This is a genomic window from Nonomuraea sp. NPDC050383, from assembly GCF_044459125.1.
In the GTDB taxonomy this organism is placed as follows: Bacteria; Actinomycetota; Actinomycetes; order Streptosporangiales; family Streptosporangiaceae; genus Nonomuraea.
Genome location: NZ_JBITIP010000008.1, coordinates 304,640 through 323,422, shown reverse-complemented (window position 1 = coordinate 323,422; position 18,783 = coordinate 304,640). Strand labels below are relative to the sequence as shown.

Here is an 18,783-nt window from a genome sequence, read left to right as displayed (position 1 = left end):
CTCCCCGGCCGCACCCGGGGAGCTGGAGTTGGGGCCCGTCGCCGAGCCTCTCACCCCACCCTGCCGCGAGCGCGGAACGCGGCCGTCTTCACCCGGTTCTGGCACGCCGTCGAGCAGAACCGGCGGGTGCCGTTGCGCGAGACGTCCACGTACACCCGGTCGCAGTGCGGCGCCGTGCAGACGCCGAGGCGGTCGGCGAACTCCCCGCCCAGGACGACCGCCAGCGCGGTGGCGCAGCTCGCCCCCCAGTCGCCGGCCATGGTGCCGCCGGGGCCGTGGAAGTGCAGGTGCCAGGGCTCGCCGTCGTGCCGTTCGAGCATGGGCCGGGCGCGGGTGTCGTGGAGCACGGCGTTGACCTGGAGAGCCGCCGTGTCCATGTCGTCACGCGCGACCGCCTCGAACACCACGCGCAGCCGCCCCGCGATCTCCACCAGCTCCCGCGCCTCCTCCGCGGCCACCTCGCGATGGCCCGGGTACGCGGAGCGGAGGGTCTCGGTGGCGGTGACGGCGAGGTCGCCCGGGGGCGTGACGGCACGCCCGCGGCTCTCGCCGGGCGTCAGCCCGTTCACCAGCGCGACCGCGACATGGACCACGGCATCGGTGTGACTGTTGAAATTCAATTGACCAGTTACGCCTTCATGCTCTAACTTGTGACTGCCGAAAGCCTACTCGACAGTTACGTACTCGACAGTGACAGGGAGACGATTGTGCTCACCCACGATGCCGCACGGGAGTGGATCGCGCGCTGGGACCGGCAGCAGGAGGGCTACCTGCCCGACCGCGAGGAGCGGTTCAAGGTGCTGATCGACGCCGTCGAGGCCGCCGGCCGCCCCGACCCCCTCGTGCTCGACCTCGGCTGCGGCCCCGGCTCGCTGTCCGCCCGCCTGGTCGACCGGCTCCCCAAGGCCACGGTCATCCCCGTCGACGCCGACCCACTGCTCATCGGGCTCGGCCGGGCCGCGTACCCGGAGCTCCCGTTCGTCTCCCTCGACCTGCGCACCCCCGGCTGGACCGCCTCGCTCGCCCTCGACCGGCCGGTCGACGTGGCCGTGAGCACCACCGCGCTGCACTGGATCTCCGAGCCGGACCTGCGCCGCGTGTACGCCGAGCTGGCCTCCGTGCTGCGGCCCGGTGGGCTCCTGCTCAACGGCGACCACTTCGACTCCGACGACGCCACTCCCGCCCTGTCCCGGCTGGAGCGGGCCGTGCACGACCGGGAGACCGAGCGGGTCTTCGCCGGCAAGGAGCCCGAGGACTGGCGGACCTGGTGGGACGCGATCACCGCGGACCCGGACTTCGCCGAGCTGGACGCCGCCCGCACCACGGCCGGCGCCGACCATCACGGCTCGGAGTCGCACCTGCTGTCGCAGCACGTCACGGCGCTGCGGGAGGCGGGGTTCGCGGAGGTCGGCACGCTGTGGCAGCGCGGCAACAACCGCCTCCTGTGCGCGGTCCGCGGCTGACGCACCTGCTGTACGCCCGTACCGTCGGACGCGACCTCACCGGGAGCCGGCCCCGGCCGCGGGAGTCGCGGCCGGTGCGGAGCCCGTACGGCGGGAGACGGCGACTCCCGCCAGGCAGAGCGCCCCGCCGGCCAGGGTGATGATCCCGGGCACCTCCCCCAGCGCCACCCAGGACATCAGCACGACCAGCATCGGCACCACGTAGGTGGTCGCCCCCATCTTCCCGGCCGTCGTCCGCGCCAGGGCGAACGCCCAGGTGGTGAACGCCAGCGCGGTCGGGAACACACCCAGGTACACCATGTTGAGCGTCGCGGACAGCGGAGCCCGGGCCGCCTCGCTCACGAGTACGCCCGCGAAGGGAAGGCAGGCGACGGCGCCCACGAGACACCCGTAGAAGGTGACCTGCAACGCGCCGGCGTGCTTCAGCGCCGGCTTCTGCGCCACGACGCCCCCGGCGTACGACACGGCGGCCAGCAGGCACAGCACCACCCCGAGCACGGAGGCGTGCCCGGACCCGGACACCGAGACCCCCACGACGACCGCCCCCGCGAACGACACCCCCATCCCGGCCAGCAGCCGCCGCGGCAGCCCCTCGCCCAGCAGCCACCCGCCCAGCAGCGCCATGAGGATCGGCCCGACGTTGATCAACATGGCCGCCGTGCCCGCGTCGACCTCCCGCTCACCCCAGTTCAGGGCCACCATGTACGCGCCGAACCACAGCACGCCCGAGCAGAGGATGCCCGGCCACGCGGCCCGCGCCGGCCATCCCACCCGCCGCACCAGACAGATGACCCCCAGCACCAGAACCCCGGCGAGCAGCCGCCCGAGGGCCAGCGCGCCCGGGGAGTACGCGGTGCCGGCGCTGCGGATGGACACGAAGGCGGAGGCCCACAGCACGACGGTGACACCGGCCGCCGCGACCGCCGCCCACGGGGATTCGGAGGAGGTTCTCATGGGCCCCACGTTAGGGCCGGAATCCTTCGCTACTGACCGAAATGTCCCTTGAACTGAGCACGGCGAACCACTCAGTCACCCACGTCGGCCAAGTACTCCGCGCTGACGGTGCGCAACTCGCTCCCCACGGTGAGGGCCTCGTCGACCGTCAGACTCCCCGAGTCGACCTCGACCAGCCGATGCCCGACCTTGGCGAACAGCACCATCCTGCCCTCCGTCCCGTGCCGCCAGAGCCAACGGTCCGCCGCGAGCCTTCGGCAGCCGGGTTCGGCGTCGTTGCTGCTCCACACCTCGCAGGCGTGGCGCGGATCCTCGTCGTCGGTGATGCGGACGGACACGTCGGCGTCGTTCCCACGACCCTTGGCGTAGGAGAGCTCCAGGACCTGGTCGGCGAGGGTCAGCGCCCTGACCAGCCTGCGGCCGGGGACCACAGCGGGCACCGCCAGGGGCACGGACTCGCGGAGGTGCTCGATGTACGCGGTCCGCTGCTGCCGCTGCCGGGTCTCCGCCCGCCACTCCTGGACCATCGGGGTCGTGATCACGCATGCGCACACCATTCCAGCGGCGATCACGCGTGGCGCCGGTGACGTGGTCCCCGTCAGTCGTGCGGCGCCCGCGTAGCTCACAACGGCGAGCCCGGCGATTCCGAGGAGAACCATCCTCGGGCTCGCGGGGGGCACAGCCAGTGCCACCGCCCGGCTGAGCACCCACAACAGCACGGGTGCGAGCAGCGCGGTGCGCAGCGGGCTCGCGATCCGCGCCACTCTCGCGAGCAGCCATCCAGCGGGGAAGATCAGCGCTACGGCCAGAATCACGCCCGGCATGGCCACGTAGCCGTCAAGGTCCTCGTCGAACAGGCGCGACACCGGGTATCCCAGCCCAAGTCCCAGCGGCAACCCGATGACGGCCCCCCGCACAAGGTCCTCAGCCATGCGAGCGTCGTTACGCCTTTCCGTTGGCGGCGCACCACCCGGTCCACGTGGTGGCGCCCTTGCCGAGCTGCTTGTTGTAGAAGGAGGTCCAGGAGTTCTCGCTCGGGCCGGGGGCGGCGGGGGCGGTCGTGTAGAGCGGGTAGGCGGCGTCGATCTCCGCGCGCAGCCACGGCTCGATGTCGAGGTAGGAGCCCAGCGACCAGCTGCGGGCGTGGTAGGTGAGCTGCCCGCGGACGTCGGTCTCGGGCAGGCACATGAACGGCGCCCACGGGCTCGTCCTCGACCAGCTGATCTTGGTCTTCATCGCGCCCTTGGGGACCGAGCCGGCGACCGTGCGGGCCGCGACCTCGCGGTCGTCGACGTAGAAGTCGAACATCTCCTGAGCCGCGTAGACGCCGTTCACCAGGCCGAACGGCTCGCCCAGGGTGGTCTTGAGGTCCGTGCGGACCGGGATGTCGCTCGTCCACTCGGTCTCGTCGTACATCTGCCGCAGCGGCGGGCCGGCGTAGGACGGGGTGACGTTGAATGGCCCGAAGTTCACGGCGTCGTTGTTGATGGGGACGACCGGGTAGGTCTTGAGGTCGATCGGGTTCTTCCACTCCCGCACGATCTTCGTGGGGTCGGCGGGGTCGGTGTAGAAGACGATCTCGCGCGAGAGCTGGTAGAGCTGCGTGGTGCCGGGCACCCGGTACAGCCGCCGGATGTTGTAGCCCTCGATGTTGAACAGTTTCTGGCCATGACGCAGCTGCGGGTCGTAGGCGTTGCCCTCGATGTTGGCGTAAACGGATCCCGAGATCCGGAACACCATGTCCCGCCCGTCCGGCCGCCCATTGGTCTGCAACGACAGCATCCCGCTCTTGTCCGTGACCGTTCGGTAGACCGGCCCCGGATAGGTGGGATCGTCCGTCACGTCGTCGGCCGCCGCTCCGGGAACGGCGACGGTCACCAGCAGCGCGGCAAGGGCTGCGGACAGGGTCAAACCACGGCGCTTGAACAAGAGTGCTCCCGCGATGCTCAGGGGGTACAGAGACCAGCCTGATCATTTCAGCCGACGAGCCGCACCGCATCACACCCGTTCGTGATCATTCTGAGCTTCCCGGCGACAGGGAATCTGCGAGAATTCCGCGACAGAACACGCAGTACGGGAGGCCGGGTGTCGAACAGGGTGCTGACCCACGCATTCCACGTGGGCGTCGCCCCGGAGAAGGTGTTCGAGCACCTCACGACTCCGGAGAGCTACATCGGCCTGTCCCCTCTCGTGGTCGCCGTCAGCGATGTGGACCGCTCCGAGCCCGCCGTGATCCGGTACACAGCGGTCGAGCGCTTCCGCTTCCTCCGGATCTTCACGTACGACAACCCGATCAGGGTGGCACTCCACACCGACGGCCTGTCCGTCCACGGCGAGGTGCGGAGCCCAGGACGCATTCGCATGGCCTACCGCTTCGACCTTGAGCCGGACGGCACCGGCACCCGGGTGAGCGACCGGCTCGACCTGACGGCTCCGTGGCTCCTGGCGGGGTTCGCCGCGGGGCAGGCGCGCAAGGTCCAGCTCGCGCGCGCCCGGATCCTGACGGAACGGTTGTCCCACCACCCCTGAGGGCACCGCTCACGCCCCATGTACGCTGGTCGGCAGGCGGGTGACGCCGAGATCGGGCGTCGCCCGGCTCACGTCCGCAACGCTGTGAGACCGCGTACGGCACGGCGCCGCGCACCTGGACGCCGTTGCCCTTCTCCCTCCGGACCGGAAAGGCCGGAAAAGGCCGGAGCCCGGCCCTGCCGAAGGGGAGACGATGACGACCATCGACGACGACATGCGCCTGATCGTGGACAGCGCGCGGCTGTCCTTCGTGGCCACCGTGTGCCCCGACGGCTCGCCCAATCTCTCGCCCAAGGGCTCGATGCGCGTGTACGACGACGAGCACATCGCGTTCATGGACATCGCGTCCCCGACCACGGTCGCCAACCTCGAACACGATCCACGCATCGAGATCAACTCGATCGACTTCTTCCGCAGGCGGGGCTACCGGTTCAAGGGCACCGCGGAGTTCCGCGACCCGGGCGACCCCGTGTACGAGTGGCTGCACCTCTGGCTGCTCAACCTGAACGGTCCCGGCTACCCCGCCCATCGCGTGATCCTGGTGCACGTGGAGAGCGCGCTGCCGATCCTGTCTCCGGCCTACACCTTCGGCGGCGCCGCCGAGGACGATCTCAGGCAGGCGTGGGCGCGGACGTACCTCGCCGACCTGGAAGAGGAACGATGAGCGACCGGGGGACCATGACCGCGGCGTACATCACGCGGCCCGGTCCCGCGGAGGAGATCCGGATCGGCCGGCTCCCCGTGCCCGAGCCCGGCCCGTCGGAGGTCCTGGTGAAGGCGCTGGCCCTCGCCGTCGACCACGTCGACACCTTCGTCCGCTCCGGCGCCTACCGGACCCGCCTGCCGTACCCGTTCGTCATCGGGCGTGACCTGGTGGGCAGCGTGGTCACGGCGGCGCCGGGGTTCGCCCCCGGCGACCTGGTGTGGTGCAACAGCCTGGGACACGACGGCCGGCAGGGATCCTTCGCCGAGTACTCCGCCGTACCCGCCGACCGGCTCTACCGCCTGCCTGGCGGCGTTGATCCGGAGACCGCGGTCGCCTCCCTGCACACCGCGGCCACCGCGCACCTCGGCCTGTTCGAGGAGGCGGGCCTGCGGATCGGGGAGACGATCGTCGTGGGCGGCGCCGGCGGCGGGGTGGGCACGGCCACCGTCCAGCTCGCCGCCGCCGCGGGGGCCCGGGTCATCGCGACCGCGCGCGGGGACGACTTCGACTGGTGCCGGCGGTGCGGCGCCGACGAGGTCGTCGACCACCACGACCCGGACATGTACGCCGAGATCGCCAAACTCGCTCCCGACGGGGTCGACGTGCTCTGGGACAACTCCGGCCGGCACCACCTGGAGCAGACCGTCCCCCTGCTCGCCATCGGCGGCCGAATGGTCATCATGGCCGGTCTCGGCGCCGCCCCCGTGCTCCCCGTCGGGCAGCTCTACACGCGCAATGCCAGCCTCCGCGGCTTCGCGATCAGCAACGCCACCGTGACCGAGCTCGCGTCGGCGGCCACGGCGATCAACCACCTCCTGGCCCGCGGCACCCTGGTCTCCCGGATCGGGACACGGCTGCCGCTCACCGAGGCCGCCCGGTCCCACCTCCTCCAGGAGGGCGCCGACCCTCACCGCCCGCGCGGGCGCATCGTCGTCCTCCCCTGAAACCGGCCGTTTCCACGGCACCCGAGTTGTGGAAGAGGAACAGCGATGAATCCCACCATCACCTTTCCGTACTATACGGTATGGTACGGTACCAGTACATCGTGGGAATTCATCGCCCGAGGAGAGAGATGCCAGCATTCCCCGATCCGGTTTGGCCGGTCGTCGCCCTAGCGATCATCCAGGCCGGTGACGCCGTCATGTGCATCAAACCCGTTCCGTTCATCGCCCAGTGCTTCGAAGACGTGAACTGGCCGCGACGTCACTGGTGGATCATGCCACCGCTGAAGTTCGCCGCCGCGGCCGGACTGATTCTGGGCATCTGGCTGCCGTATCTCGGCGCCGTGACCTGTGCCGCGCTCGTCCTCTACTTCATGGTCGCCATCGCGATGCACATCGCGGCACGAGACTTCGGCCGCAACCTCTTCCTCAACGCCACCGTCATGCTGCTGATCTGCGTCGCGGTCGGCGTCCACAGCTTCATCGCATGAAGCTCGCATGCGCCTCGGCGAGCGCCGGCCGCCCCATACCCGATGGTATGTTTGCCGGATGAGCACGGCACGGGACCGATGGCTGAACGAAGGCCTGAAAGTCCTCGCGGAAGAAGGCGCAGCAGGGATTCGCATCGACCGGATCGCCGCTCGGCTCAACCTGTCGAAAGGGTCGTTCCACCATCACTTCGATGGCGCCGAGGGATACAAGAAAGCGCTTCTGGCCCATTTCGAGCGACTGTCCGTCGAAACGCTCGAAAACGCAATCGCCGATATCGGCGAGTCGGCCGGTGCCCGTGCGATCCTCGCGGGACTGACGAAACTCGTCCGCCCTGGCGGCACAGGACTCTACCGCCCGGACCTCGACATCGCCCTGCGGGCGTGGGCGACATGGGACGCGGATGTGCGTGCCGTGCAGACCCGCCTTGACGAGGCCAGACTGTCCGCACTCCAGCGGGTGTGGCGATCAGCCGTCGCCAGTGACGAGGAGGCGCGGACGGCGGCCCTGTTGCCCTACCTGCTCGCGGTCGGAGCAACCGTCGTCTTTCCGCCAGTCGACGCTGACCAGCTTCGCGACCTCTATGAGATCCTCCTGCCACTCGTACCGGACGGCTCCGGCCAGGCAGGGAATGGCACGACGCCACCTCCATGACGCAGGCGTGCGGCAGCCTCGACCTCCAAGGGCTGCCTGCGCCTGACCGCCGGCACGCATGCCTACGCTGGGGTCATCAGGTTCGGCGGCAAGGGGCCGATCAAGTCGGTCCATGGCAGCGACGGTCACGACGCGATGAGCCGCCCAGCACAGACGACCGAACGGCGACGCTTCGATATCCGGTTGCTTGTGAGGTTCTCGACAACTACAAGTTGGCAGATGAGCGAACTGCGGCTGTCGGACGGCGTTGCCACGCTCTCCCCGCTGTGTCTGGATGACCTGGATGCGCACCTGGCTGGCGAGGACGATCAGCTGGTGCGGTGGCTCAACGGGGGGCCGAGCTCTCGAGCTGAAACCGAGGCATACATACGAAGGTGCATGCAGCAGTGGAGCAGCAACGGCCCATTGCGCGCCTTCGGGATCCACGTCGCCGCCCGGGCGGACCTGGTAGGCACCATTGACGTGCGATTCGGAACGGAGGACTTGGCAGAAGGCCAGGTGAGCATCGCCTACGGGCTCTACCCGAAATGGCGGGGACGTGGCCTCGCAACCCGCGCGGTCCACCTGGCTTGCCAATATGCAGGCGCCCAAGGGGCGACGCAGGCAGTGATCAGGGTGGAACCGGAGAACGCTGCGTCTGTCGCCGTCGCGCAGCGGTCCAGTTTCCGCTACGTCACGCAGATCCAGGATCCGGACGGCACCCAGCTCAACTGCTACGTCCGCGATCTGTGCACTGGCACTGTTTCGGCGGTCTGGCAACCTCAAGCAGGCAGGCCGTAACTCGAACAGTCGCCAGCAACTGACTCGGCACCCTTTCCGCACGTTCTGATAACCGCGGTTACCCATAAACATGCGGGCCGTGCTGCGCAAGGCCCTGGGCTAGGCGGAGCGGGAGGGCTTGGTCATGCGGAACGTCGCGGCGCTGTCGATGCCTCCACGCGTGCCCGTCGAGGAAGGCCGGACGCTGACCGTGGAGGAAGGCAAGATGCTCCTCCGTACAGTCGCCGATCACCGAATGGGCGTCCTCGTCCTCCTGGCCCTCGTCTTCGGCCTGCGTCGCGGCGAAGCACTCGGTCTGAGGTGGGACGCTTTCGACTCGGACACTCGTACCCTCCGAGTCACCCACTCCGTCGATTACAAACGACCAATCGGAAGCGACTCCGATACCAATGACCATCGACTCCAAGCGAAGCCACACATCGATGACCTCAGGGGCGTTAACTCCATGCACGAAGTGGGCGACCACCACTCCGATCAGATGCTTGTCCGCCAGACTCGCAAGATCCATGGAATCCGCCACCTTGCTCCTATCTCAGCCCCGGGAGGATCTTCGCCAGGGTAAGCGCACCTAAATGGGGTACGCGACGACCGGTAGCAAGGGCCGACGCATTCGTTCTGCCATGGTGACCGCCCGGCCACCGACAGCGAGTCCGGAAGTGAGCAACCGGCACGGCCTTGATCCCTTCGATGCGAACGCGGGTTGGGTATGCCTACCTGATCGCAGGATCCCAACCAGTGCTGCTAGAAAGTGTCTGGCAATTCGGCTTGCCGGAGCCGGAGCTCCACGTGGAGTAGCGCGTTGGAGCGGTGCGAGGCCGTTGCTGTACGGCGCTGCTGTAGAGAGATCACAAAGGCCCTCCCGGATCACCCGGAAGGGCCTTTGAGCTGCAGAGCCGACGAGGGGAATCGAACCCCTGACCTTCTGTTTACAAGACAGATGCTCTGCCGATTGAGCTACGTCGGCGCGGCCTACCAGTGTAGGGCCTAGCGACGCCTGTGACGAGCGACTTCGTACAGTGCCACGCCGGCCGCCACCCCCGCGTTGAGAGACTCCGCCGCCGCGTGCATCGGGATGCGGGCCACCACGTCGCAGTGCTCGCGCACCAGGCGGGACAAACCCTTGCCCTCCGAGCCGACGACGATCACGAGGGGCTCCGTCAGCAGGTCGACGTCGCCGATGTCGGTGCGGCCCTCGCCGTCCAGGCCGATCACGAACAGGCCGGCGTCGCGGTACTCGCGGAGCGCGGCGGTGAGGTTGGCGGAGCGGGCGACGCGGAGGTTGGCGAGCGTGCCCGCGGAGGTCTTCCAGGCGCCGCCGGTGACGCCCGCCGAGCGGCGCGAGGGGACGAGGAGCCCGTGTGCGCCGAAGGCGGTGGCCGAGCGGGCGATGGCACCGAGGTTGCGGGGGTCCGTGACACTGTCGAGGGCGACGATCAGCGGCGGCTCGGCCGCGTCGTGGGCCAGGTCGACGAGCTCCGACGGGTGCGCGTAGTCGTAGGCCGGGATCTGCAGCGCGATCCCCTGGTGCACGGCGCCCTCGGTGAGACGGTCCAGCTTGTCGCGGGTGGACTCCAGCAGGGCGATGCCACGCTCGGTCGCGATCTTGATGGAGTCGCGGACGCGGTCGTCGTTGTCGATGCGCTGCGCGACGTACAGGGCGTTGGCCGGCACCCCGGCCGACAGCGCCTCCAGTACGGGGTTGCGTCCGCCGATGTACTCGGGGGCGTCCTCGGAACGCCTCTGACGCGCCTGCGCCGGACGCCGGGCGCCACCGCCCCGATCCTCGCGGGCGACGCGCTCGGATCGCGCCTTGTCCTTGTACCAGTGGCGCATCTCGGCGGGCGGGGTCGCGCCCCGGCCCTCAAGACCCCGGCGGACCTGCCCGCCGGTGCCCTTGGACGGGCCCTTCTTCTTCGCGGGCCTGCCCGACGCCCTACCACCAGCTGCCATGTCTCCAAGGGTACTGGCGGGCGCCACCCACTCATGCCCGCCGAGGGCTGGGAATCGGGTACCGATCTGGTCGCGTGGCCGCTGCGCCCCTGTCCCCGAACCTGTCGCAGCCGGGCCCGCCGGCGCCCCGGCAAGGCGGCGGCTCACGTCACCAGCGTCAAGCCTGGTGCACCGCTTTCCGCGATTCCGGTCGTGGGAGGTGGAACAGCGAGTGCAGCCGGCCCAGCGCCTTCATGTCGCCCGACACCCGTATGTCCCTGTCCTTGATCCCGTCCGCGAGCGTCCTCTCCCCCGCGGCCAGCTCCACCAGCGTCTCGTCGTCCATCTCGATCACGGCGTCCGGCTGCTGCGCCGCCCCCAGCACAGTCTCGATCGTCCCGTCGTCCACCCGCGCGTAGAACACCTCGTCGGCGATCCGGAACTCGTACACCGCCCGCACGCCTGACGCCGCCTCCGCGTCGAAGCAGGCCCGCAGTCCCAGCACGGCCCAGCCGGCCCGGAACGCCTCGTCCTCCCGGCGCTCCCCCATGGCCCACTTCATCCCCCACCGCGCCAGCGCCATGACCGCCGGGCCCAGCTCCGTGCCCGCCCGTGTCAGGGCGTACGCGGGAGTGCGGGCGGGCGGCGGCAGCACGACCTTGCGGACCAGGCCCTCGCGTTCGAGGTGCTTCAGCCGTGCCGCGAGCAGTCCGGTGCCGAGGCCGCGGAGGCTGCTCTGCAGGTCGCCGAACCGCTTGGGCCCGGTCAGCAGCTCGCGCACGAGCAGCAGGGTCCATCGCTCCCCTACGAGGTCGAGGGTTCGCGCCGTCGCGCAGTACTGGTTGTACGTCCGCTGGTCCACTTCTCCACTGTAGTCTTCACGCTTCTCGATTCTGAACCTCAGAGATGTCGAGCAGGAAGCGGGCCACGGCTTCCGGAAGTGCCAGCATCACGTTGTGCGGCCCGTCCACGGGGACCGTCCGGTAGCCCACCTTCTCGGCCAGCTCGTCGAAGGGCATGGTCCGGGGCCGGCAGTAGAGGGCGGTGCCGGGGATCCGGTCCACGGCTCCGGTGAGGGTGGTGGTGTCGGTGAACGTCCGGAGCGGGTGGGGGCGCAGGCGGGGCCGCAGCCACTCCGCGTCGTCGGGGTCGTCGATGCCGAACGCCCCTGGTGCGGGGGCGGGCACCAGCCCGTTCCCGTCCGCGGCGGCCCTGATCCGGCTGACGAACACCTCGGGCGCCAGGGTGAACATCCCCGCCCCGTCCGGCCCGGCCCAGCCGTCGATCAGGGCGACGTGCCCGACGCGTTCGGGCCTGCGGTCGGCCGCCTGCCGTACGACCAGGCCTGCGTAGCTGTGGCCGGCGAGCACGACCGGCTCTCCCACGGCGTCGAGTGCGGCGACGACGGTCTCCACGTGGTCGCGCAGACCGGTCTCGGGGGTGGCGGCGAGGTCGGGCGTCACGGTACGGGCGCCGGCCCTTTCGAGCAGGGGGACGACACGGTCCCATGCCGAGGGGCCGTGCCAGGCGCCGGGGACGAGGACGAACGTGGTCATGAATGTGCTCCGTTTCGTAGCAGGGGCAGGGTCTGGGCGGCGAACTCCTCCAGCGCCGCGCGGTGGTCGTCCACGGCCAGCCTGATCACCACGTGCCGCGCCCCTGCGGCCGCGTATCCCCGGAGCCACCTGGCGGCGTCCGCCGCCGTTCCGGCGAACATGGCCTGGATCCCCTCGACGACCTCCAAGGGGGCGTTGTAGTAGCGCTCGATGCTGGTACGGAGGCGGGAGCGGGCCCGCTCGGGGTCGTCGTCCAGGCAGACCGTGGCGTACAGGGCAGGCGTCGGGCCCGGACCCCGAGCGCCCTCGTCAGCGGTGGTGCGGGAGGACTTGATGCCGCCATCGGTCCGGCGACGCGGGGAGCGGTCGCCGCTCGTCCCGTCGGCGCGGGCGGCTGTGCCGGCTCGACAGGTACCGCCAGGGTTGCCGGTGGCTTCCGCGCTGCCGTGGGCCGCGGCGCTGCGCAGGATGGAGGTCCATTCGTCGGCGTACGTCTGATGGTCGGGTGGGTACGGGAGCCAGCCGTCCGCCAGCCTGGCCACACGGCGCAGGGTCGCATCAGAACCGCCTCCGGCGAGCCAGATCGGCGGACCTCCGCGTTGTGCGGGTTCCGGAGCGAGGCGTACGTCGTGGAAGGCGAAGTGCGTTCCCTGGAACGACACCTCCTCCTCACTCCAGAGGCGGCGCATCGCGGCGATCGACTCCTCCATGCGGCCGACCCGGCCTCTGAACCCGACGCCGACCGCCTCGAACTGGGCCTTCGTCTTCGGGTGCGGGAAACCGGCGCCCATGCCCGCCACCAGTCGCCCCCCGGACATGCGGTCCAGCGTGGCCAGCTGGTGGGCCAGCAGGACCGGATGCCGCAAGGCGGGCAGCAGGACCGCCGTGCCGAGCGTGACGCGTTCGGTGAGGGCCGCCGCGGCGGCCAGCACCAGCAGCGGATCGGAACGTGGACGTGTCACCGGGCTGTCACCCGCCCAGACGGAGTCGAACCCGCGATCCTCCGCGAGCCGCGCCTGTCCGATCAGGGATGGGAGGTCGCGATCGCCCATGACGACCCAGTCACGGGTCGGCAGCAGGTAGCCGATCCGTAACTCGGCACCGGGGTCCTTCTCGGGTGCTGCTTCGTCCATGCGTTTCCCCTCGCTCTCATGTGGGGCGGCTCCAGAACCGGAGACGACTTGATCGTAAACGATTGACTTCCTGATTTTGAAGTGTACGGTTCACGATCAGGTATAGAGAAGACTTCGGACCGGAGGACTGACATGGTTGAGCCGCTCTACACCGCCAAGGCCAACGTCACCGGCGGGCGCGCCAACGGGCACGGCAGGACCAGCGACGGGATGCTGGACGTGGTGCTTCGCCAGCCCGAGGAGACTGGGCGGGGACGGCGACGGGACCAATCCCGAGTCAGGCCGCGTACCCGACCGCGAACAGCTGACTTCTCAACCGTCGTGAGCATGCTCGGGCGGCGCGAGCGGGTCGAGACGGGCGACGTCGCGGTGGACTCGTCGGTGATGCTCATCCCGAACGCCGACGGCACCTTCCGGCTCGGCGTGGAGCTGGCGGTCACGCTGCCGTCCGTGACGGACCCGGCGAAGGCAGCCGAGCTCGTCAGGACGGCGCACCTGGTGTGCCCGTACTCGAACGCGACGCGGGGGAACATCGACGTGGCACTGAGCGCCAATGGGATCGCCGTGTAAGGGGGTCGCGGGCATTGGGGCGCGCTTCCGTCCTTACCTGGGCTGTGGGGACCCTTACCCGGGCTGTAGGGACGGTGCCCGCTTGCGGCGCGGCGCGGCGCGGGTCGGCGCGGGTCGGCGCGGGTCGGCGCGGGTCGGCGCGGGTCAGGTGTCGGCGTCGGTGTCGTGGGAACAAACTGCAGGTCACGGACCGTTTGAGAAGGAAGCCACGTCAGGTCGGGCGTCATCAGGACCGCCCGATTCCCCCTTCCGAGCCACTCCCTTCACGTCATGTCTGCGGGCTCGCTTCTCGGAACAGATGGGTGGGAATGGCGCAGTACGTGCGCGGCACCGTCAGGCGCCGCGGGTATGCGGTTGTGGGTCAGCGGGAGAGCTGACAACTGCTGGGCTGACAACTGCTCGGCTTCCGGTCAAGGCCGCCGTCACTGACAGAAAAGTGCCACAGCTCCGCGGCAAGCAGAATCGCACCTCACGCCGCGGAATCGAATCGCGTCGGTCCCACGTACGCGCATCACCACGCGCCAGCAGCGGGGAACCCGCCAGATATTGCGAAATCTTCACTCATCCCACTCCGAGCAGGAGGAGTCGGCAGACGAGACGAACGGGAAGGACACCCATGATGTACAAGCACAGGAACGGCGCCGGACACGCCACACGCCGCACGCATGAGGGCTTGCCGATCACGGTCGAACAGCAGCGCTGCACCTGCGATGCCCGCGTGAACGCGCGGTCGCGGGGCGGCTGGGTGGATCCCGCTCGTCGGTCGGCGGCCGGCGTGCATGCCGGCGTGTCCAAGGGCTGCAAGGTGGGGGTCGTGCAGGGGCCGAAGCAGGAGAATGAGGCGGACTACACCGTCGTGCGGCTCATGCATCGGTCCCTGCGCGACGACCTGCACAGGCTTGCCGAGCTGATCGGCGGCCTGGCGGACACCGTCGACGCGTCCGCCGTGCCGCCCGTCTCCACAGCGGTGGCCGACGCAGGGGAGACGTCCTGGGGTACGTCGGAGCCCGGTGGTGGGTCGGAAGGCCCGGGAGGCAGGTCGTACCGGCTCCCTGGGAGGCGTCCGGACCCGGCGTTGATGTCCCGGCGGCGGGCCGAGGCCGTGCGGGACTACGTCACGCTGGTGTGCGACGAGATGGACCGGCACCACTACTGCGCGGCGCAGTTCCTGTGGCCGCTCATCGCCGAGTCCGCCGGAGCCGCCATCGACATGCGGCCGTACCGGGAGAACCGTGAGCTGCTCACGCCGATTCTGGCGGGGCTGCGGGCGGCGGCCGACCAGTTCACCGTCGATCCCGAGTCGGGGGCGGCTCTGCTCGCCGCCCTGCTGCGGGCGGTCAGGGACCGGGTCGACCAGCACATCGACCATCTGGACCACGACGTGCTGCCCCTGATCTCACGGTACGTCTCCGTGGAGGACTTCGCGGTGGCCGAGCGGCAGATGTGCAGGACCATCTCCTTCGACCGCGTCCCCTTGGTGCTGCCCTGGGCCGCCAGACTGGCGACCCGGGAGGAACGGCACCGGCTCCTGCGGGAGGCCGGGATCGGCAGGCGGCTCCTGCGGGTGTTGTCCGCGCGCGCGTACGTACGGCTGGAGCGACGGGTGTTCGGGCCCATCGCCAGGTGATCGGCACGACCTGGCCGTCGAAGGGGTCGGTCAGCGGGTCAGTTCCCAGCGGGCGCCGTGCGGGGTGTCCTCGACCGTGATGCCCGCCGCCGCCAGTCCGTCCCTGATGGCGTCCGCCGCCGCGTAGTCCTTGCGCGCCCGTGCCGCCGTCCGCTGCTCCAGCGCCACCGCCACCAGCGCGTCCACCACCGGCTTGAGGTCGGAGCCGGCCTCGCGCCACTGGGGCGAGCGCGGGTCGAGGCCGAGGACGTCGAGCATGTTCTGCGTCTCGGCGAGCAGCCGGGCCACGGCCTCCTTGTCGCCGCGCGACAGCGCCACGTTGCCCTCGCGCACCACCTCGTGGACGACGGCGAGCGCCTGCGGCGTGCCCAGGTCGTCGTTGAGCGCGTCCACGAACGCCTGCGGCAGCGGCGCGTCGGCGTCCACGTCGTGGATGACCTCGGCCGCCCGCGTCACGAACCCCTCGATGCGCTGGTAGGCGGCCGCCGCCTCCTGCAGCGCCTCCTCCGAGTACTCGATCGAGGAACGGTAGTGCGGCGCCGCCAGGTAGTAGCGCAGCTCCACCGGCCGTACCTTCTGCACCATCTCCGGGATCAGCAGCGAGTTGCCGAGCGACTTGCTCATCTTCTCGGCGCCGATCTTGACCAGGCCGTTGTGCATCCAGTAGCGCGCGAACCCGTCGCCCGCCGCCTGGGACTGGGCGATCTCGTTCTCGTGGTGCGGGAAGGTCAGGTCGAGGCCGCCGCCGTGGATGTCGAACGTCGGCCCCAGGTACTTGGTCGCCATCGCCGAGCACTCCAGGTGCCAGCCGGGACGGCCGGGCCCCCACGGCGTCGGCCACGTGGGCTCGCCGGGCTTCGCGCCCTTCCACAGGGCGAAGTCGCGGGGGTCGTGCTTGGACGTCTCGTCGTCGGTGTCGGCGGCCGGCCGCATGTTCTCCAGCTTCTGGTTGGAGAGCTTGCCGTACTCGTCGGCGTACGAGACCACGTCGAAGTAGACGTCGCCGCCGGAGGCGTAGGCGTGGCCGCGCTCGATCAGCCGCTCCATGAGCGTGATCATCTCGGGCACGTGGCCGGTCGCGCGCGGCTCGACGGTCGGGGGCAGGCAGCCGAGCGTGTCGTACGCCCAGGTGAACGCCCGCTGGTTGCGCTCGGCCACCACGAACCAGGGCACGCCCTCCGCGGCCGACACCCTGATGATCTTGTCGTCGATGTCGGTGACGTTGCGGCAGAACGTCACCTCGTACCCGGAGCGCAGCAGCCAGCGGCGCAGCACGTCGAAATTCACACCTGAGCGGATATGCCCGATATGCGGCGGAGCCTGCACGGTTGCGCCACACAGGTAAATCGACGCCCGGCCGGGTTCCAGAGGAACGAATTCTCGAACGGCGCGTGTGCTGGTGTCGTACAAGTGCAGGCTCACGGTGAAAGGCTAACGCCTCAGCCACGCTCACATGCCGAATAAATCACCCCCGCAGGATGACGCGTTCGGGAGTGACCCTGACGATCAGGCGCCGAACCCCCGGCTGGTCCTCCCACGGCTGTCCGGAGTACTTGTGCGAGAGCTCCTGGATCAGCTTGCCCTCAGGGTCGTCCTCCAGGGTCACCCGGCCGCGCACCTCGGCGTACCTGAAGGGGTTCGCGGGGTCGATCACGAGCAGGCTGGTGCGCGGGTCACGCTCGAAGTTGCGGGGCTTCACACGTCCCGCGGCGGTCGAGAACAGCACGTCGTTCCCGTCCGTACGCACCCAGACCACAGTGTTCTGCGGTGATCCGTCCGCGTTGAGGCTGGTCACCGTCGCGTAGTTCGGTCCGTCGAACAACTCGCGCACGCCATCCGAAAGCTCGGCCATGGTCTCTCCTCGATCAGTCGTGAACGCCATTCTTCTGTAGGCTCGACAGCGCCATGGACGTGACTCCCCCCTCTACGCTCCGCCGCCTCGGCATCGCCCTGGCCGGTGTCGCGGTCGCCGCGCTGACCGGCGCCGCGTGCGCGCTCTCCTTCGACGACCTGCGCTCGCTGGCCCTGCGCGGCGAGGCGCGGGCCGACCTCGCCTACCTCTATCCCGCGGCGTTCGACGCGGTGCTCGCGGTCGCGCTGATCAGCCTGCTGCTGCTGCGCTCGGCGCGGCTGCTCGTGCGGATCCAGACGGCGATCGTCCTGGTCGTGCTGCTGGTGGCCGCCGCCGCGACCAACGTCTCGACCGCGCTGCGGCTGGAGCCGGACGTACGGCAGGCCGCCGTCGGCGTGGCCGTGGCGCCGTGGGTGATGCTCGCGGTGGCGCTGTGGCTGTGGCTGCTGCTGATCAAGCACGTCCAGGGTCGCCGCTCCGCGCGTGACTCCGCACGCGACGGCGACCGGGCCGACGACGGGGAGCAGGGTGGTGACACGGATCTCGTCCCCTTCCCCCGTGGCCGCGCGGCCGACACGCCGCCGCCCCTCTCCGAGACGCCGCCGCTGACCGAGCCGGTGCAGCAGGTGCTGGAGCCGACGCCGGTCGTCGGCCCGACCCCTGCGCCCGAGACGCCGCCGATCTCGGAGCGCGTCACGAGCTGGCCGACGCCCGACCCGGCGGCCTCGGACCGACCCGGCGATGCCGGCCGTTCCGAGCGCACCGAGGAGGAGGCGGCGGAGTCGCCGCACGAGGCCGCGGAGTCGCCGCGTGAGGCGGTCGCCCCCCGGGAGTCCCCGGTCCCCAGCAGCCAAGCCGCGCCCCGGGAGGACACGGCGACCCGCGAACAGGCGGTGTCTCGTGCGGAGCCCGTGCCTCCGCAGGACCTCGCGCCCCGGGAGGAGGCCGTGGACCACGCCGTCTCCCAGGAGGGGGACGCGCCGCAGGAGGAGGCACCTGCGGAGGAGGCCGCGCCCGAGGAGGCCGCACCTCTGGTGCAGGCCGCGCCCCAGGAGGCCGCGCCTCGGGAGGAGGCTCCGCGGCGTCCGGTGCGCTGGGGTGATCGGGTGAGGCCCACCGACGTGCTCGTCCATCCCCGCACCCCGGCGGGCAAGGACGCCGACACCCAGCCCGTCCAGGTGTTCTCCGACGACACCGCCCCCGCCCGCTCCCGCTCCACCGCCGCCCCCGAGACGGCCGCACCTCAGCACGCCTCCCGGGCCGCCGCTCGGAACACCGCGGCAGGCGACGCTCCAGAGGCCGATCCGGGCGACGCCCACGACCCACAGGATCGCCAGGACGCCTCGCACGACGACCCCACCGCCCGGCGCGGGATCTCCGGGGAGCGTGACGAGTCGATGGTGGACACCGCCCCCCATCCCGTCGTCCACGAGGAGCCCGCCGCGGCGTACGACGCTCCTGCGGGCCGCATGCGCAGCACGCCGCTCCCACCGGAGGACTCAGACACGAAAGAGGCCCCGCAGAGCCCCTGAAAGGCTCACAGGCCCTCCCAAGGGGCAATGCGAGGCCCCATGGCAACACGGAGACCCGCTCGGCGAAC

At 70.3% G+C, this 18,783-nt stretch carries 20 protein-coding genes and 1 tRNA gene; 10 read left to right on the top strand and 11 right to left on the bottom strand.

Going from position 1 to position 18,783, the window contains the following annotated elements; translation table 11 throughout:
* Nucleotides 1-50: 50 nt before the first annotated feature.
* Nucleotides 51-593 (bottom strand): CGNR zinc finger domain-containing protein, encoded by a 543-nt coding sequence (locus ACIBG4_RS22335; protein WP_397203414.1) that lies wholly within the window; start codon nucleotides 591-593, stop codon nucleotides 51-53.
* Nucleotides 594-707: 114 nt separating this feature from the next.
* Here ACIBG4_RS22335 and ACIBG4_RS22330 point away from each other — a divergent pair, with 114 nt between their 5' ends.
* Nucleotides 708-1,463: a class I SAM-dependent methyltransferase gene (locus ACIBG4_RS22330; RefSeq protein ID WP_397203413.1), complete on the top strand. Its 756-nt coding sequence runs from the start codon at nucleotides 708-710 to the stop codon at nucleotides 1,461-1,463.
* A 36-nt stretch (nucleotides 1,464-1,499) separates the two neighbouring features.
* Here ACIBG4_RS22330 and ACIBG4_RS22325 read toward each other — a convergent pair whose 3' ends face one another.
* From ACIBG4_RS22325 to ACIBG4_RS22315, 3 genes are all read right to left on the bottom strand, one after another.
* Nucleotides 1,500-2,417: a DMT family transporter gene (locus ACIBG4_RS22325; RefSeq protein ID WP_397203412.1), complete on the bottom strand. Its 918-nt coding sequence runs from the start codon at nucleotides 2,415-2,417 to the stop codon at nucleotides 1,500-1,502.
* A 71-nt stretch (nucleotides 2,418-2,488) separates the two neighbouring features.
* Nucleotides 2,489-3,349 carry a hypothetical protein gene (locus ACIBG4_RS22320; RefSeq protein ID WP_397203411.1) on the bottom strand — a complete coding sequence of 287 codons (861 nt, stop codon included), beginning with the start codon at nucleotides 3,347-3,349 and terminating at the stop codon, nucleotides 2,489-2,491.
* Between the two features lie 10 nt (nucleotides 3,350-3,359).
* Nucleotides 3,360-4,346 carry a DUF1838 family protein gene (locus ACIBG4_RS22315; RefSeq protein ID WP_397203410.1) on the bottom strand — a complete coding sequence of 329 codons (987 nt, stop codon included), beginning with the start codon at nucleotides 4,344-4,346 and terminating at the stop codon, nucleotides 3,360-3,362.
* A gap of 156 nt (nucleotides 4,347-4,502) precedes the next feature.
* Between ACIBG4_RS22315 and ACIBG4_RS22310 the strand changes: the two genes are divergently transcribed.
* From ACIBG4_RS22310 to ACIBG4_RS22285, 6 genes are all read left to right on the top strand, one after another.
* Nucleotides 4,503-4,946, top strand: coding sequence for an SRPBCC family protein (locus tag ACIBG4_RS22310; protein ID WP_397203409.1), 444 nt, complete (start codon nucleotides 4,503-4,505; stop codon nucleotides 4,944-4,946).
* A 193-nt stretch (nucleotides 4,947-5,139) separates the two neighbouring features.
* Entirely contained in the window at nucleotides 5,140-5,610 is a 471-nt protein-coding gene (locus ACIBG4_RS22305; RefSeq protein ID WP_397203408.1) for a pyridoxamine 5'-phosphate oxidase family protein, read from the top strand.
* Nucleotides 5,607-6,596: an NADPH:quinone reductase gene (locus ACIBG4_RS22300; RefSeq protein WP_397203407.1), complete on the top strand. Its 990-nt coding sequence runs from the start codon at nucleotides 5,607-5,609 to the stop codon at nucleotides 6,594-6,596. Before ACIBG4_RS22305 ends, ACIBG4_RS22300 begins: the two co-directional genes overlap by 4 nt.
* Nucleotides 6,597-6,724: 128 nt before the next feature.
* A complete protein-coding gene (locus tag ACIBG4_RS22295; protein ID WP_397203406.1) occupies nucleotides 6,725-7,084 on the top strand; it encodes a DoxX family protein in 360 nt (119 codons plus the stop codon).
* A 58-nt stretch (nucleotides 7,085-7,142) separates the two neighbouring features.
* Nucleotides 7,143-7,736, top strand: a complete 594-nt coding sequence (locus ACIBG4_RS22290) for a TetR/AcrR family transcriptional regulator (protein WP_397203405.1) — start codon at nucleotides 7,143-7,145, stop codon at nucleotides 7,734-7,736.
* 219 nt (nucleotides 7,737-7,955) lie between these two features.
* Nucleotides 7,956-8,516, top strand: coding sequence for a GNAT family N-acetyltransferase (locus ACIBG4_RS22285; RefSeq protein WP_397203404.1), 561 nt, complete (start codon nucleotides 7,956-7,958; stop codon nucleotides 8,514-8,516).
* An 891-nt stretch (nucleotides 8,517-9,407) separates the two neighbouring features.
* On the opposite strand, the gene ACIBG4_RS22280 is transcribed toward ACIBG4_RS22285, so the two are convergent.
* The 5 genes from ACIBG4_RS22280 to ACIBG4_RS22260 form a co-directional block, all read right to left on the bottom strand.
* Nucleotides 9,408-9,480, bottom strand: a tRNA-Thr gene (locus ACIBG4_RS22280).
* A gap of 20 nt (nucleotides 9,481-9,500) precedes the next feature.
* Nucleotides 9,501-10,466, bottom strand: a complete 966-nt coding sequence (gene rlmB / locus ACIBG4_RS22275) for a 23S rRNA (guanosine(2251)-2'-O)-methyltransferase RlmB (protein WP_310706875.1) — start codon at nucleotides 10,464-10,466, stop codon at nucleotides 9,501-9,503.
* 157 nt (nucleotides 10,467-10,623) lie between these two features.
* Entirely contained in the window at nucleotides 10,624-11,307 is a 684-nt protein-coding gene (locus ACIBG4_RS22270) for a winged helix-turn-helix transcriptional regulator (RefSeq protein ID WP_397203403.1), read from the bottom strand.
* A gap of 16 nt (nucleotides 11,308-11,323) precedes the next feature.
* Nucleotides 11,324-12,001 (bottom strand): alpha/beta fold hydrolase, encoded by a 678-nt coding sequence (locus tag ACIBG4_RS22265; RefSeq protein ID WP_397203402.1) that lies wholly within the window; start codon nucleotides 11,999-12,001, stop codon nucleotides 11,324-11,326.
* Nucleotides 11,998-13,134 (bottom strand): LLM class flavin-dependent oxidoreductase, encoded by a 1,137-nt coding sequence (locus ACIBG4_RS22260; protein ID WP_397203401.1) that lies wholly within the window; start codon nucleotides 13,132-13,134, stop codon nucleotides 11,998-12,000. Before ACIBG4_RS22260 ends, ACIBG4_RS22265 begins: the two co-directional genes overlap by 4 nt.
* A 327-nt stretch (nucleotides 13,135-13,461) precedes the next feature.
* On the opposite strand from ACIBG4_RS22260, the gene ACIBG4_RS22255 reads away from it, so the two are divergent.
* Together ACIBG4_RS22255 and ACIBG4_RS22250 are read left to right on the top strand one after the other, a co-directional pair.
* Nucleotides 13,462-13,704, top strand: coding sequence for a hypothetical protein (locus ACIBG4_RS22255; RefSeq protein WP_397203400.1), 243 nt, complete (start codon nucleotides 13,462-13,464; stop codon nucleotides 13,702-13,704).
* Nucleotides 13,705-14,422: 718 nt separating this feature from the next.
* On the top strand, nucleotides 14,423-15,331 hold the full coding sequence (locus tag ACIBG4_RS22250; RefSeq protein WP_397203399.1) for a hypothetical protein: 909 nt from the start codon (nucleotides 14,423-14,425) through the stop codon (nucleotides 15,329-15,331).
* A 30-nt stretch (nucleotides 15,332-15,361) separates the two neighbouring features.
* On the opposite strand, the gene cysS is transcribed toward ACIBG4_RS22250, so the two are convergent.
* Both cysS and ACIBG4_RS22240 read right to left on the bottom strand, forming a co-directional pair.
* Complete coding sequence (gene cysS, locus ACIBG4_RS22245) at nucleotides 15,362-16,753, bottom strand: cysteine--tRNA ligase (protein WP_397203398.1); 1,392 nt, start codon at nucleotides 16,751-16,753, stop codon at nucleotides 15,362-15,364.
* A 43-nt stretch (nucleotides 16,754-16,796) separates the two neighbouring features.
* Entirely contained in the window at nucleotides 16,797-17,183 is a 387-nt protein-coding gene (locus ACIBG4_RS22240; protein WP_310706882.1) for a PPOX class F420-dependent oxidoreductase, read from the bottom strand.
* 53 nt (nucleotides 17,184-17,236) lie between these two features.
* Between ACIBG4_RS22240 and ACIBG4_RS22235 the strand changes: the two genes are divergently transcribed.
* Nucleotides 17,237-18,715: a DUF2637 domain-containing protein gene (locus tag ACIBG4_RS22235; RefSeq protein WP_397203397.1), complete on the top strand. Its 1,479-nt coding sequence runs from the start codon at nucleotides 17,237-17,239 to the stop codon at nucleotides 18,713-18,715.
* Nucleotides 18,716-18,783 lie beyond the last annotated feature (68 nt).